This window comes from Pseudoalteromonas issachenkonii (assembly GCF_002310795.1).
GTDB classification, from domain to species: Bacteria; Pseudomonadota; Gammaproteobacteria; order Enterobacterales; family Alteromonadaceae; genus Pseudoalteromonas; species Pseudoalteromonas tetraodonis.
In genome coordinates this window covers 3,165,461-3,178,555 of the sequence record NZ_CP011030.1, presented here as the reverse complement: position 1 = coordinate 3,178,555, position 13,095 = coordinate 3,165,461, and the positions used below count along the sequence as shown (strand labels likewise).

Below are 13,095 nucleotides of genomic sequence, written 5' to 3'. Positions count from 1 at the left end.
GACTAAATTGCAATCAATCTAGATTAAACTGTAATTCACATAGCTTTTGATACAAAGGGTTGCTTGCCATTAATTGCTGATGAGTGCCTGTGGCTTTTATTTCGCCATTTTCCATTACCACAATCATATCGGCGTGTTTTACCGTGGCTAGTCTATGGGCAATAATCAGCGTTGTTCTATTTTGCATTAAGTGCTCAAGTGCGGCCTGAACATGATGCTCACTTTGCGCATCAAGTGCGCTGGTAGCTTCATCGAGTAGCAGTATTTCGGGATCTTTTAAAATGGCGCGGGCAAGTACAATACGCTGCTTTTGCCCACCCGAAAGCCTAACACCTTGCTCACCTAAAAAGCTGTTATAGCCTTGTGGTAACTGTTTTATAAATTCATCAGCATGTGCATGTTTGGCGGCCGCATAAACTTGCTCGTCACTGGCGCTTGGGTTGCCATAGCGAATGTTATGCATGACATCAGAGCTAAATAAAATTGGGTTTTGTGCCACCATGCCCATTTTGTTGCGTAAGGTGTTTAACGACAACTCTTTAATATCTATATTATGAAACTTAATCGCTCCGCTGGCTGGATCGTAAAAGCGCTGCAATAGTTCAAATAAGGTAGTTTTACCCGCACCGGAAGGGCCAACAATAGCCACAGTTTTACCTGTTTCAATATTTAAGCTGATATTATTTAATGCGCTTACATCTGGGCGAGAAGGGTAATTAAAACTAATACCTTCAAGTGAAATTGCACTGTTGCTGGTTGTTGCATGTAACTCATCATCTTGTGGAATTTCGGGGTTTTGTATTTTACTTTCAACGGCGAGCAGTTCGAGCAATCTTGCTGCGGCTCCTGCGGCGCGCTGTAGTTCACCATAAACCTCTGCAACGGTCGCTACCGACATGGCCACCATAATGGCATAAAACACAAAAGCACCGAGTTCACCGCCCGTCATAGTGCCTGCTAACACATCACTACCGCCTACCCAGAGCATGGCACTAATAGCACTAAAGGTAAGAAAAATAACAGCTGCAATTAAAAACGAACGTTGTTTAATTCGGCTTTTAGCCACATTAAAGGCCTTTTCGGTTTCAAGCGCAAAAGCAGATTGTTCTTGTTGTTCGTGGCTATAACTTTGTACCACTTTTATGTTTTGAATGATCTCACCCGCGTAGGTGCTTATATCGGCAATAGCATCTTGGCTAGAACTGGCGAGTTTACGCACCCTTTTACCAAACACTATCATAGGCACCAGTACTAAAGGGACGCAGGCCACAACGACCAAGGTAAGCTTTAAATTAGTAACAAGCAGCATAATTAAACCACCGACTAACATTAGCGCGCTTCGCAGTGCCATAGAAAATGACGAGCCAATAATAGATTGTAGTAATGTGGTGTCGGTGGTTAAACGCGACATCAGCTCGCCGCTACGATTTTCTTCAAAGTAACTCGGGTGCAAGGTAACAATACGATTAAACACGGCTTTTCGAATGTCGTTACTGACTCGTTCGCCAATCCACGACATTAAATAAAATCGGCTGAATGTGCCTACTGCCAATAAACTGATCAAGCCAATTAATACTAAAACAGCTTGTTGTAATTGCGCTTGAGAACCGGCAATAAAGCCATGATCAATCACAAATTTAACGCCTTGCCCTAGCGATAAGTTAACTCCTGCGGTGGCAAGTAACGCCACTAAAGCCCCTAAAACTACCCATTTATAAGGCTTAATAAAATTGAATATAGGGAATAAAGCGCTAAAGGCGGCTTTATCTGAAGCAGGCTTGTCTGTAGGCATAGTAGATTCTTATTGATGATTAAGGTATAGATATGGCATCAATAGATTAAAAATCAATAGTATTAAAAATCATCAATAAGGAAAAATTATGACAACTAAACAGGTAACAGGCGAGTTTACCGTTACATTAGCGCCTATAGAGGGGTATGCACACGGGCAGCAAGGCGTTAATTTAGGTCGTATGTCGATTGATAAACAATTTACTGGCGGCCTAACCGCAACTAGCCAAGGTGAAATGCTCAGCGCCATGACCCCCACCCAAGGCAGTGCCGGTTATGTGGCTATTGAACAAGTAATAGGCGAACTTGATGGTTTGCAAGGTGGTTTTGTACTGCAGCATTTTGGCACCATGGATAAAGGCCAAGATAGCTTGATTTTAAAAGTGGTACCCGAATCAGGCACTGATGAGCTCGCAGGATTAACAGGCAGTATGAAAATACGGATTGAGCAAGGGATTCACCATTACGATTTTGAATACATGTTATAAGTTCAACAAGGATTAAAATGCAAAAAGTAATCGAATTCAGAAAGGCCCGTTTTTTGGGTGGGGTAGATATAGTCGCACTAAATGATCGCATACAGGAATTAAACCAAGACGGCTGGAAAGTAATAAACGCAGTGCCATTGACAGGCTTTTATGGGCAAGTGCATGGTTATGCATTACTTATTGAAAATGAAGAAATATAAGGGTTACTAATGGCATTATCATTATGGTTTAGCTTAGCACTGGTATGCATGATGGGCGCAATGTCGCCAGGGCCTAGTTTAGCTGTGGTATTAAAGCATAGCTTAAATGGCGGGATGAAAAATGGCATGCTGGCAGCGTTAAGCCATGGTTTTGGGGTTGGCTTATATGCAGCGGCCTCATTATTGGGATTAGGCGCATTGATGTTGCAGTTTCCTACTGTGTATCAATTTTTAGTGTACTTAGGGGCAGCCTATTTAGCGTATTTAGGTTTGAAAATACTATTTTCAAAACCTAACGACAGCGAGCTGCAAGTTCAAAAAAGTGCAGTGAGCAGTTCTAAGGCGTTACAAGATGGTTTTGCGATTGCATTTTTAAACCCTAAGTTGGCAATTTTCTTTTTGGCGCTATTTTCGCAGTTTATCGATCCAGAAAACCTTACATTAAACATCGGTATTATTATGTGCTTAACCGTTTTTGTAATAGATACTGGGTGGTATTTATTGGTGGCTTTACTCACTGATGTGTCTAAAAAGCGCTTTGGCTTTACCAAGCAAAATATCTGGTTAGATAGACTATTAGGTATGGTATTTATTGCGCTTGCGATCAAAGTGGTAATTGGATTTTAACTATCAAAGTGATTGAATTGCGTACAGTTGGTAATTAATGTAACTTAAAAAAACTATAATTTAAAAGTGATAAAACGATGTCTAATATAATTTTAAAAAGTGCCACTTTTGATAACAAAGTCAAACAGTACTGGATGTGCTTAGCTGCAATATTTAGCCTTTTTCCAGTTGTAACTATTGTGTTTTTACCCGTTGTATTGCTTTTGGTGTGGCTAGTCGCAGGGCGAGTATTAGCAGCTATGTCGGCCGATTTACTAGAGCGCAAGCTAGTGGTTAAACGCGGTATTTTGTTTAAAGAAGAAAAATCGATTCCGCTTGAAAAAATCACTGATGTGGGATTAAGTCAGGGGCCATTAATGCGACTATTTGGTTTATACCGCTTAAGCTTTGAAACTGCAGGGCAGTCTGGTCACGGTGCATTAGTATCGTTACTTGGGGTAGTTAATGCCAGTGAATTTCGTGAAGCCATTTTAACTCAAAAAGATAACCTCACTTCAGATCAGCCAGCCCAATCTAATAACGATGAACCACAAAGCCAAGTAGAGCTCATCCGCTCGCTTACCTATAGCGTAAAAAATATCGAGCAAATGTTAGTCAACTTGTTGGATGAGAGGAAGTAAGGCGCAGGTATACATTAATTTTCGGCGATCGGTTGATCGCCGAGAGATTTAATTTTTGGCCTTTAAAATGCCTGACAAACAGCTTCTGCTTTACAGGTAATAACTGTGACGTTTTCATAACCTACGCGTGTCAGTGCTTCAGCACTTAATGTTGCACGCGCACCACTAGCGCAATGTAAGTAAATAGGGCGTGCTGCGTCTTTTTCTATTTCCATTAACTTCATTTCAAGTAAGCCGCGCGGAATATTAATTGCGCCGGTAGCGGCTTTGGTTGCATGTTCAGCCGGTTCACGCACATCAATGAGTAATCCTTTGTTTTCACTGATCTCCTGTTTAGCTTGTTCGGCGTCGATACGACGTTGATTAGGCGTAATAATTTTTAGTAAATCGGGGATAGATGTAAGCATGGTGATTATTCCTTAAAGCCAAGTTTGCGTAATAGAGTGATCATTGGGCACCAGCTAGTAAAAGCTGATTGGATTAAGTTTACAGCGATAAAAGCGGTAAAGTATATCCACTTCGGATCGTGATACGTTTGCAAAAGGATTGATACAACAATCATGATGCCAGCGATAAGACGAAGTGCGTTATTGAGTTTCATAATAGTAGGTCACTTATTTGATTGAGTACAGAGCTACTATATTAGATATTATTAAATTAGTAAATTCTAATATTAGACATTTCTTATCTAGCAATTTATACTAAGTGCATAATTTAGAATAAGAGCATAGTATGAAAATTGACTTTACAGCGATGGCGACTAATGTGGATCAAGCTGAGCAGCTATTAAAAATATTAGCGAATAAAAATCGACTAATGATTTTATGCTCATTACAAGATACCGAAATGAGTGTGTCGCAGCTTAACGAAGCCGTACCGCTAGCGCAGTCTGCGTTATCACAGCACCTAGCGGCACTGCGCAAAGCCAATGTAGTGGCTACTCGCCGCGAAAGCCAAACTATTTATTACCGCGTGATTGATCAAAATGCCGTGCATTTGTTAGGCACATTATATGGACTGTTTTGCAAGGGCTAAAAGTTATGAGCATGATTGATAACGCAGTAAAAAGCAGCTTAAGTGGCCGTATTCCGGTTATTATTTTTGTGTTGTCGATTTTGTTTGGCTTATTTGCTTTACAACAAACAGCGCGAGAAGAAGAACCACAAATAGTGGTGCCTATGCTCGATATATACGTATCGGCGCCCAACGTAGAAGCTCCAGAGGTAGCCAGATTGGTTACCCAGCCACTTGAAAAGCTACTTGCCCAACTTGGCGGTGTGGAACATATTTATTCCACTACACAAACGAATGCCGCAGTGGTTACACTTCGCTTTGAGGTTGGCCATGACCGCGAACAAGCTATTTTAGATACCTATGCAAAACTTAACAGTTATCAACATACTATGGCTTCTGTTATCAAAAGTTGGCAAATACGGCCCGTTGAAGTGGATGATGTACCTATTGTTATGCTGGGGCTATACAGTAAAGACCCACAACTTTATGGTGATTACGAGTTAAACCGCTTTGCTAACGAAATAGCCAACAGTTTACAGCGTATTGAACACACCAGTGAAGTAAAAGTCATTGCTGGTCGTAAACGAACCCTCACCATTAATTTAAATGCCAGCGCATTGGCTGCCCACCAAACAACCGTAAATGACGTTTTTTATGCATTAAGCGTGTCTAATCAACTAACGCAAGTAGGCAGTGTGGTTGATGGTCAGCAGCAAATTGAATTGCAGGCAGGTGATGTTCTACGAAGTCAATCTGCTGTAGAACAGCTGGTAGTGAATGTTGTTAATGGCAAAAGTGTTTACTTGCTTGATGTTGCAAACGTTATTGATGGCCCAAGTGAAGCTAAGCATTACCAATGGCTTGCCCAATCGGCAAACCAGCAGCATTTACCAATGGTAACACTAAGCGTTGCAAAACAAACAGGCACGAACGCTGTTGCAGTTGCCAACGATGTTCATCAAATGATGACGCAGCTAACACGCACGCTATTACCCACTGAGGTGAGCTATGCGGTATTAAGAGATTATGGCGAAACTGCCGATGAAAAAGTAAATAACCTCACTTCAAGTTTAGTCTTTGCGGTCTTTACTGTGGTGATATTTGTGGGGGTGTTTTTAGGTTGGCGTCCGGCGGTTGTGGTAGGGCTGGCTGTGCCTATTTGTTATGGCATTACACTCTCATTAGATTTTGCATTTGGTTACACCATTAACCGGGTGACCTTATTTGCGCTTATTTTATCTTTGGGTTTACTGGTAGATGACCCAATCACAGGTATTGATAATATTAGCCGCTTTTTGAATAAAAAAGGCGATAAAAAACAGCAGATTGTTGGTGCAATGAGCGAAATTCGAAATGCCTTGCTTATGTCGACACTCACTATAATGGTGGCGTTTATTCCACTGGCGTTTATCACCGGCATGATGGGGCCGTACATGGCACCTATGGCATTTAATGTGCCGGTTAGCGTGATGGTTTCTACCATTGTTGCATTTTTTGTAACCCCTTGGCTTGCGATGAAGTTACTCAAGCCTGATAACGAACAACCCTCCGAGCTTGCTCCTAAAGTTGGTGCATATCAAAGAATATTAAGCCCATTATTGGCTTCTAAGGGGCGAGCTAAACTTGTTTTGTGGCTAACCCTAGCATTATTTATTATTAGCGCCATGTTACCCGTGATGCGTTTGGTGCCTTTAAAACTACTCCCTTTTGATAATAAAAATGAGCTGCAAGTGCTGATAGATATGCCAGAGGGGACTAATCTGGAGCGCACAGCTGCATTTACTAAACAAATCCAAACACTCACATGGCAATTAAACGAAGTAAGTGAAATAGCGGCCTATGTTGGTCAACCTTCAAGTATGGACTTTAACGGTATGGTGCGCGGTTATTATCGCCGTGAGGCAGCGAATCTCGCCGAGCTGAGGGTATTGTTAGTGGATAAGTCTGAGCGCGATCATCAATCGCATGGAGTAGTTATGCGCCTTCGCGAACAGCTCGCGATGCTAGCAACCGATGGCATTGTAATAAAAGTGGTTGAAGTACCACCAGGGCCGCCGGTACTGAGTACCTTAGTTGCTGAGGTTTACCGAGATGCTTTTGTTGATGAGCAAACACATTCTCAAGCTGCCTTGCAGTTAGCTGCGCGTTTACAACAAGAACCTCATGTAGTTGAAGTCGATACCTCAATGGTGGCACCCTCGCCATTACAACGTTTTGTTACCAATAAAACCAAGGCCGCACTAAGTGCGGTTTCAACTCAAAATATTGCACTAACACTCAGTATTGCCTCTCAAGGTGAAAACGTGGGTGTACTTTATGTGAGCAATGAAACAGAGCCCGTTGATATTAAATTACAGCTACCGTACAGCGAGCGAAATCAGCTTTCGCAATTACTTGCACTTCAGGTTAGGGGCGACAGAGATTTAGCTAAAACCAGTAACGAGTTTGGTTTAAGCAGTGCGCCAAGGCCGTTAGTATCGCTTTCAGAACTCGGTGAATTTACACAACATCATGTTGCTAAAACGATTGTTCGTAAAGATCAGCGTGACGTAATTTATGTTATGGCTGAGCTTAATGGGCGCACACCAGCGGAAGTGATTGCTGATGTGAATGCTGATTTAAATGTATCAAACGATGAGTTTGTTAAAACATCGTGGGTAGGTCGTCACTTTTTTAATAATGGCGGAACAGCCCCATGGCAACTACCACAAGGAACCCATGTCAGCTTTAGCGGCGAGGGGGAATGGCGCATAACCATTGATGTATTTAGAGATATGGGCATTGCCTTTGCGTTTGCGCTCAGTGCCATATTTATAATTTTACGGGTACAAACACAGTCGGCGAGTTTATCGCTGATTATCATGTCGGCTATTCCGTTAACAGTGATAGGTATAATGCCAGGTTTTTGGCTGTTAAATCAGTTTGGTGAGCGCTCCATAGCAAGTGCCCCAGAGCCGGTATTATTTACTGCCACAGCGATGATAGGCATGATTGCCCTTGCAGGTATCGTGGTGCGTAACTCACTTATTTTGGTTGAGTTTATTAATCAAGCTCGTGGCCAAGGCATGGCAATTAAAGAGGCGCTTGTTGCAGCGGGTACGGTGCGAATGCGCCCTGTGCTCCTAACCGCAGGTACCACTTTATTAGGTAACTTAGTGATCACACTCGATCCGGTATTTAGCGGGCTCGCGATTGCGATTATTTTTGGCATTGTGGCGTCTACATTATTTTCATTATTTGTAGTACCGCTTGTTTATTATTTAGTGTTTGCAAGCACAGAGGATGAAGCGCATGCAGGGTAAATCAAAACTTATAGGCACATTTGCCGCGTTATTTGTCATTATTATGGCTGTGTTTTATATGGCAGGCAGCTTTTCTGACAAGCAAGCTGCTGGCTTAAAAGAATCACAAATAACGAGCTATCAAGGTGAGCGAGTAACGGTAACGCTGCAAAGTATTGCAGGCACTGAGCAGGTACCAGGTAGTGTAATAGCAAAACAAAATACGCAAATTTCATCGCATGTTATGGCGCAGGTTGAGCAGTTAAAAGTACGTGCTGGCGATAAAGTCGCTAAGGGCGATTTACTTATTATGCTCAAGCAAGATGATTTTAAAGCGGCGTTAGCGCAAAGCAGCGCAAATATTAATGCGGTGCAAGCGTCGTTAACGCAAGCTAAAAAGCAACTAGCCAGAATGATTGATTTAAATGCGCAAGGATTAGTATCTGTTAGTGAATTAGATGACGCCAAAGCAAAGTTTGAAAACTTAACCGCTAATTTAGCGGTTGCTAAGCAACAGCAAACGCAAGCTCAGGTATCGCTTAATTATACGCGTATTACTGCCCCTATTTCGGGCGTGGTCGTTGAGCGCCTAACTGAACCTGGCGATACTGCAACACCCGGTAAACCGCTGATTACTTTGTATAACCCATTACAGTTACAGCTTGAATTTAATGTACGTGAACAACAAGCAGTAAAATTAAGAGTCGGGGACAGTTTAAATGTGGTATTACCTTCTCTAGATATAACAACACCCGCAACGGTGAGCGAAATTGTACCAGTGGCAGATAACGCGGCGCGCAGCTTGCTTATTCGTTTAGAAGCCGATGCGCAACTTGGTTTAATGCCAGGCCTTTATGCTCAACTACAGTTACCAATAAAAAGTACCCAAGGTGTATTAATTGATCCACGTTGGGTGCATGAGTTTGGTCAGCTCAATATGGTGTATGTACTTGAAAACGAAACGCTGGTTAAACGTTTCGTGCGTTTAGGCAGTATTATAAATAACCAGCAACACGTAATAGCAGGCCTAAAAGAGGGTGATGTACTTGCTGTTGATTACATGCCAAGTCAAAGCGATTAAATAAAACTCGCAATTTCATCAATCGACTTTTTATCTAGGGCGTGCAGCGGCACTGTTGCATGCTCATCTGGGTAACCAGTAATAAGTAACATATAAGGGCGTTCGTTGTCTTTATCACGTCCACAAATATCGGTTAGAAAACTCATCGGTTTTGGTGTGTGGGTAAGTGTTGCAAGGCCTGCGCGGTGCAAGGCTTGAATTAAAAAGCCAGTGGCAAGGCCTACCGATTCATGCACATAGTAATTGGTGTTTTTATCGTCCGTATTTACACCCCCCTTTTTTTGACTAAACACCGCGATTAACCATGGCGCGTGCTCTAAATAGGGTTTGTTAGCATCAGTGCCTAAGGGTTTTAATGCATCAAGCCATTCTTCGCCTGCGCGACCTTCATAAAATGAGCGCTCTAGCTTTTCAGCGGCCTCTCGTATTTGTTTTTTAACATCTGCACTATTAATGGCTACAAAATGCCAAGGCTGGTGGTTTGCGCCACTAGGCGCTGTACCTGCCGCTTTTATACAGGTTTCGATGATTTCTTTTGGCACTGGGCGGTTACTAAAGCTGCGAATACTATGACGGCGTTGACTCGTTTGTAAAAACTCATTCGCACGCGTCAGCATTTCCTCTTGAGGGTATTCTATAAAATCGGCTAATGGTTGGCTTTTATGATTTTGCATGGCTGTTCGCTTCTTATTTTTAGAGTGTGTGGTTTAAAATAGCAGCAAAGGCTTTATCTGCTAAGGTTTATAAAACCCGCGCTACGCATAAAATATTTATATCATATTACAAGGCTTAGCCAATAGATAAGAGCCTATTAGGTATCCTAAAACAGTAAAAGTCAGCTATTTTAGGATACTATTTTAAGCAAACAGGTCGCTATTTTGAGTGTTTATTCATAACGTAAGGCATCAATGGGATTAAGCCTAGCTGCTTTTATTGCGGGAGCTAAACCAAATACAATACCGATTAAAGAGGTAAAACCAAACGACAGCATAATAGCCCAGCCTGGTATATAAGCGTCGGGCATGCTTGGTACAGAGAGCGAAATGAGCTCGGCAGCACCATAGCCAATGACTAAGCCAATTAAGCCTCCAAATAATGACAGCACCACGGCTTCAACTAAAAATTGCAGCATGATAAAACCAGGAGTCGCCCCCAGTGCTTTTAATGTGCCTATCACACGGGTGCGTTCGGTGACAGATACAAGCATAATGTTCATTACACCAATACCGCCAACAACAAGACTGATACCTACAATCCCTGCGGTAATTGCTGTAGCGCTACCTGTAAATTTATCAACGTTAGCGCGTGCTTTTTCAGCTGTTTCAAATTCAAAGTCGTTTTCTTGATTGTCTTTTAGTTTATGTAATTGGCGTAAAATGCGAGTGATTTTAGCAAGTACCAATTCTTCATCACTGTCTTCTTTGAGTCTAAACATAATTTGTACATTGCTGCTGCTACTTGGACCCTCTAATGCGCTCATGGTACTGATGGGAATATTAATATAATCGTCTTGATCGAACCCCAATAAACTACCTTGTTTTTCAGCCACGCCAATAATTCTAAACCACTCGCCGCCAAGTTTAATATATTCGCCTACAGGGTTTTTTGGCAGGTTTAGCTTTTCAATAATGGATGGACCAATAAAAGCGACTCGACGGCGCTTTTCATCATCCTCTGCGCGAATAAAGCGCCCAAGTTCTGGAAAGGTTCTATACGCTTTTTGGTAATCTTGCTCTGTACCCATTACTCGTGATGAGTGGCTTTTATTTCCATATTCAGCGCCACCAGAAAAACGCCAAGTAAACATCAGTGCAGTGAGTGTTTCAGCCTCTTTTACTCGGGCTTTTAAGACTAAAAAATCGTTGTAAGTGAGTTTAGCATTTTTGCCCACCATTTCTTGTTCAATGCTGGTAAAGGGTTTAATTGTGGTTACATCAGGTGCCATATCTGCGAGTTGATCGTTAATTTGCTTAGTAAAGCCTTGCATAACGGCTACCACTGTAATAACCGCGGCAACCCCAATTATAATCCCTAAACAAGTGAGTGCGCTTCGCATGGCATTGGCTTTAATGGCCATTAGTGCTGCTTTTGTTCCTTCCATAATTGCAATAGCAGATTTAAACATGTTGTTTGTCTCCCTCGCCTTTACGAACATCACTCACTACCTTGCCATCAACTAAGCGAATAACTCGCTGGCAATGATCTGCAATTTCTTGTTCGTGAGTTACCAAAATAATGGTGTGGCCTTCATTATGTAGCTCATCAAATAGCGCCATAATTTCAGTGGTAGTTTTGCTGTCTAGATTCCCGGTTGGTTCGTCACCGAGTAAAATATGCGGTTTAGTCACTAGCGCTCGTGCAATGGCAACACGCTGGCGTTGCCCACCAGACAACTGGCTTGATAGATGATCCACTTTATCACCGAGTCCTACACGTTTGAGTGCATCGAGGGCTTTTTGTTTACGTTGTTTTGCGGGTATAAACCTATAAACCAAAGGCTGCATCACATTTTCAAGTGCCGACGCACGCGGAAGTAAGTTAAAGCTCTGAAAAATAAAGCCAACACTTTCGTTACGCTGATGAGCGAGCTCGGTTTCTGTCATACTTTTTACAAGTTTATCTTTTAAAAAGTAATCCCCAGTAGTTGGAGTATCTAAGCAACCCAATAAGTTCATTAAAGTTGACTTACCTGAACCTGAAGGACCGATTATAGCGACATACTCGTTTTCATTAATGACCACGTTTACATCATCAAGGGCTTTAAATATTTGCTCACCCATTTTGTATTGCTTGTTAATATGCTCAAGCTTAATTACCGCCGACATTATTGTGTATCCTTGGCGGTAGATTGCTTAACTTTTACTGTATCATTTTCTTTTAACTTACTGATTGGGCGTGCAGGGCCAATAACAATACGCTCTCCTTTATTTAAACCTTGGGTAATTGCTTGCTCTATATCTGAAGAAATACCCACTTCTACATAGGCTTTGCTTACAGTGTTATCGTCGTTTAAACGCCATACAAACGTTTTATCATCTTCTTTTTGTACGGCTTCGATAGGGAGCTTTAAGCCATTCACAGCAAGGCTTGTTGCGATTTCTGCACGGCAGCTCATACCTGCATATAGTTGCCTATCGGTATTATCAAGTAACACTTTCACTCGAAATGATAAACCTTGTGAACCTGCTTGGTTTTTTGCTGAGGTTCCAATGTTAATGACCTTGCCAGTGAAGGGTTGATTGGGGTACGCAGCAGCATAAATATCTGCATGCTGGTCCAATTTAATGCCAGCAATATCAGTTTCATCAACTCTGAGCTCAGCTAAAATAGCGCTTGGGTCGGCAACCAGCATTAAATCTGAGCCAATAATATTAGTGGTGCCGGCAATAACGGTTTCGCCTTCTTTAATATTTACTGAGGCGAGCAAACCACTCATTGGAGCACGAAATACACTTTTGCTAAGTCTATCTTCAGCGATTGAAAGAGAGGCTTTGGCTTGATTATAAGACTCTACTCTGGCTTCAATATCTATTTTGGCAAGGTCGCGTGCATTTTGTAAGTTCTCGTATACTTCTTGCCCTGCTAGGCCTACGTCATAAAGCTCTTTTTGACGTTTAAGCTGACGTTCAAAGTTCAAAAGGCGTGTTTTACTATGTTTTATTTCTATTTCGCTAGCTCGCAATACCGCTTTATTACGTGTTACTTCTGACTCAAAAGCAGTGGTATCTAAGCGCATTAAAATGTCGCCTTGTTTTACACTTTGCCCTTCTTCAACAAACACCTTGTCGACTCGTCCGGTTACCTCTGAACGTAACTGCACTTGAGTATTAAAGACTAAATTGCCAGAGGCCATAATGGAGTCTGCAATACTACCTTGCTCAACCTGTGCAACATTTACCTCTGGTGCTTTTTCATCGCCAGTAATTTGCTTTGATACGATAAGAGCAATAAAAGCTGCAATTGCAAGGGTAATGATAATCGCTTTTTTCATTT

At 42.0% G+C, this 13,095-nt stretch carries 14 protein-coding genes; 7 read left to right on the top strand and 7 right to left on the bottom strand.

Annotated elements, in window-relative coordinates; all coding sequences use genetic code 11:
- Positions 1-13 precede the first annotated feature (13 nt).
- Positions 14-1,792: an ABC transporter transmembrane domain-containing protein gene (locus PISS_RS14755; RefSeq protein WP_058155335.1), complete on the bottom strand. Its 1,779-nt coding sequence runs from the start codon at positions 1,790-1,792 to the stop codon at positions 14-16.
- 88 nt (positions 1,793-1,880) lie between these two features.
- Here PISS_RS14755 and PISS_RS14750 point away from each other — a divergent pair, with 88 nt between their 5' ends.
- The 4 genes from PISS_RS14750 to PISS_RS14735 all read left to right on the top strand — a co-directional run bounded on the left by PISS_RS14750 (position 1,881) and on the right by PISS_RS14735 (position 3,726).
- On the top strand, positions 1,881-2,279 hold the full coding sequence (locus PISS_RS14750; protein ID WP_058155334.1) for a DUF3224 domain-containing protein: 399 nt from the start codon (positions 1,881-1,883) through the stop codon (positions 2,277-2,279).
- A gap of 17 nt (positions 2,280-2,296) precedes the next feature.
- A complete protein-coding gene (locus PISS_RS14745; protein WP_008109493.1) occupies positions 2,297-2,479 on the top strand; it encodes a hypothetical protein in 183 nt (60 codons plus the stop codon).
- Positions 2,480-2,488: 9 nt separating this feature from the next.
- The gene (locus PISS_RS14740) at positions 2,489-3,106 is read left to right on the top strand and encodes a LysE family translocator (protein ID WP_028834843.1); all 618 of its coding nucleotides are present in this window, start codon (positions 2,489-2,491) and stop codon (positions 3,104-3,106) included.
- Between the two features lie 77 nt (positions 3,107-3,183).
- A complete protein-coding gene (locus tag PISS_RS14735; protein WP_013466085.1) occupies positions 3,184-3,726 on the top strand; it encodes a PH domain-containing protein in 543 nt (180 codons plus the stop codon).
- Positions 3,727-3,788: 62 nt separating this feature from the next.
- On the opposite strand, the gene PISS_RS14730 is transcribed toward PISS_RS14735, so the two are convergent.
- Together PISS_RS14730 and PISS_RS14725 are read right to left on the bottom strand one after the other, a co-directional pair.
- Positions 3,789-4,133 (bottom strand): rhodanese-like domain-containing protein, encoded by a 345-nt coding sequence (locus PISS_RS14730; RefSeq protein WP_008467278.1) that lies wholly within the window; start codon positions 4,131-4,133, stop codon positions 3,789-3,791.
- Positions 4,134-4,138: 5 nt separating this feature from the next.
- Entirely contained in the window at positions 4,139-4,327 is a 189-nt protein-coding gene (locus PISS_RS14725; protein WP_008467276.1) for a YgaP family membrane protein, read from the bottom strand.
- A 131-nt stretch (positions 4,328-4,458) separates the two neighbouring features.
- Here PISS_RS14725 and PISS_RS14720 point away from each other — a divergent pair, with 131 nt between their 5' ends.
- The 3 genes from PISS_RS14720 to PISS_RS14710 are packed head-to-tail and all read left to right on the top strand — an operon-like array spanning position 4,459 to position 9,102.
- A complete protein-coding gene (locus PISS_RS14720; protein WP_008467273.1) occupies positions 4,459-4,761 on the top strand; it encodes an ArsR/SmtB family transcription factor in 303 nt (100 codons plus the stop codon).
- A gap of 5 nt (positions 4,762-4,766) precedes the next feature.
- Positions 4,767-8,042 (top strand): efflux RND transporter permease subunit, encoded by a 3,276-nt coding sequence (locus PISS_RS14715; RefSeq protein ID WP_058155535.1) that lies wholly within the window; start codon positions 4,767-4,769, stop codon positions 8,040-8,042.
- Entirely contained in the window at positions 8,032-9,102 is a 1,071-nt protein-coding gene (locus PISS_RS14710; protein ID WP_033102759.1) for an efflux RND transporter periplasmic adaptor subunit, read from the top strand. Before PISS_RS14715 ends, PISS_RS14710 begins: the two co-directional genes overlap by 11 nt.
- On the opposite strand, the gene PISS_RS14705 is transcribed toward PISS_RS14710, so the two are convergent.
- The 4 genes from PISS_RS14705 to PISS_RS14690 form a co-directional block, all read right to left on the bottom strand.
- Positions 9,099-9,776 (bottom strand): nitroreductase family protein, encoded by a 678-nt coding sequence (locus tag PISS_RS14705; protein WP_013466082.1) that lies wholly within the window; start codon positions 9,774-9,776, stop codon positions 9,099-9,101. The genes PISS_RS14710 and PISS_RS14705 overlap by 4 nt on opposite strands.
- Before the next feature lie 212 nt (positions 9,777-9,988).
- Positions 9,989-11,227, bottom strand: a complete 1,239-nt coding sequence (locus tag PISS_RS14700) for an ABC transporter permease (protein WP_013466081.1) — start codon at positions 11,225-11,227, stop codon at positions 9,989-9,991.
- Positions 11,220-11,927: an ABC transporter ATP-binding protein gene (locus PISS_RS14695; protein WP_008467268.1), complete on the bottom strand. Its 708-nt coding sequence runs from the start codon at positions 11,925-11,927 to the stop codon at positions 11,220-11,222. The genes PISS_RS14700 and PISS_RS14695 overlap by 8 nt, the downstream gene beginning before the upstream one ends.
- Positions 11,927-13,093 (bottom strand): efflux RND transporter periplasmic adaptor subunit, encoded by a 1,167-nt coding sequence (locus PISS_RS14690; RefSeq protein ID WP_013466080.1) that lies wholly within the window; start codon positions 13,091-13,093, stop codon positions 11,927-11,929. The genes PISS_RS14695 and PISS_RS14690 overlap by 1 nt, the downstream gene beginning before the upstream one ends.
- Positions 13,094-13,095 lie beyond the last annotated feature (2 nt).

Coding starts and splice junctions, on each gene's coding strand:
- PISS_RS14720 (WP_008467273.1), top strand. CDS start 4,459: ATGAAAATTGACTTTACAGCGATGGCGACTAATGTGGATCAAGCTGAG.
- PISS_RS14710 (WP_033102759.1), top strand. CDS start 8,032: ATGCAGGGTAAATCAAAACTTATAGGCACATTTGCCGCGTTATTTGTC.
- PISS_RS14695 (WP_008467268.1), bottom strand. CDS start 11,927: ATGTCGGCGGTAATTAAGCTTGAGCATATTAACAAGCAATACAAAATG.
- PISS_RS14705 (WP_013466082.1), bottom strand. CDS start 9,776: ATGCAAAATCATAAAAGCCAACCATTAGCCGATTTTATAGAATACCCT.
- PISS_RS14700 (WP_013466081.1), bottom strand. CDS start 11,227: ATGTTTAAATCTGCTATTGCAATTATGGAAGGAACAAAAGCAGCACTA.
- PISS_RS14735 (WP_013466085.1), top strand. CDS start 3,184: ATGTCTAATATAATTTTAAAAAGTGCCACTTTTGATAACAAAGTCAAA.
- PISS_RS14725 (WP_008467276.1), bottom strand. CDS start 4,327: ATGAAACTCAATAACGCACTTCGTCTTATCGCTGGCATCATGATTGTT.
- PISS_RS14715 (WP_058155535.1), top strand. CDS start 4,767: ATGAGCATGATTGATAACGCAGTAAAAAGCAGCTTAAGTGGCCGTATT.
- PISS_RS14740 (WP_028834843.1), top strand. CDS start 2,489: ATGGCATTATCATTATGGTTTAGCTTAGCACTGGTATGCATGATGGGC.
- PISS_RS14745 (WP_008109493.1), top strand. CDS start 2,297: ATGCAAAAAGTAATCGAATTCAGAAAGGCCCGTTTTTTGGGTGGGGTA.
- PISS_RS14690 (WP_013466080.1), bottom strand. CDS start 13,093: ATGAAAAAAGCGATTATCATTACCCTTGCAATTGCAGCTTTTATTGCT.
- PISS_RS14755 (WP_058155335.1), bottom strand. CDS start 1,792: ATGCCTACAGACAAGCCTGCTTCAGATAAAGCCGCCTTTAGCGCTTTA.
- PISS_RS14750 (WP_058155334.1), top strand. CDS start 1,881: ATGACAACTAAACAGGTAACAGGCGAGTTTACCGTTACATTAGCGCCT.
- PISS_RS14730 (WP_008467278.1), bottom strand. CDS start 4,133: ATGCTTACATCTATCCCCGATTTACTAAAAATTATTACGCCTAATCAA.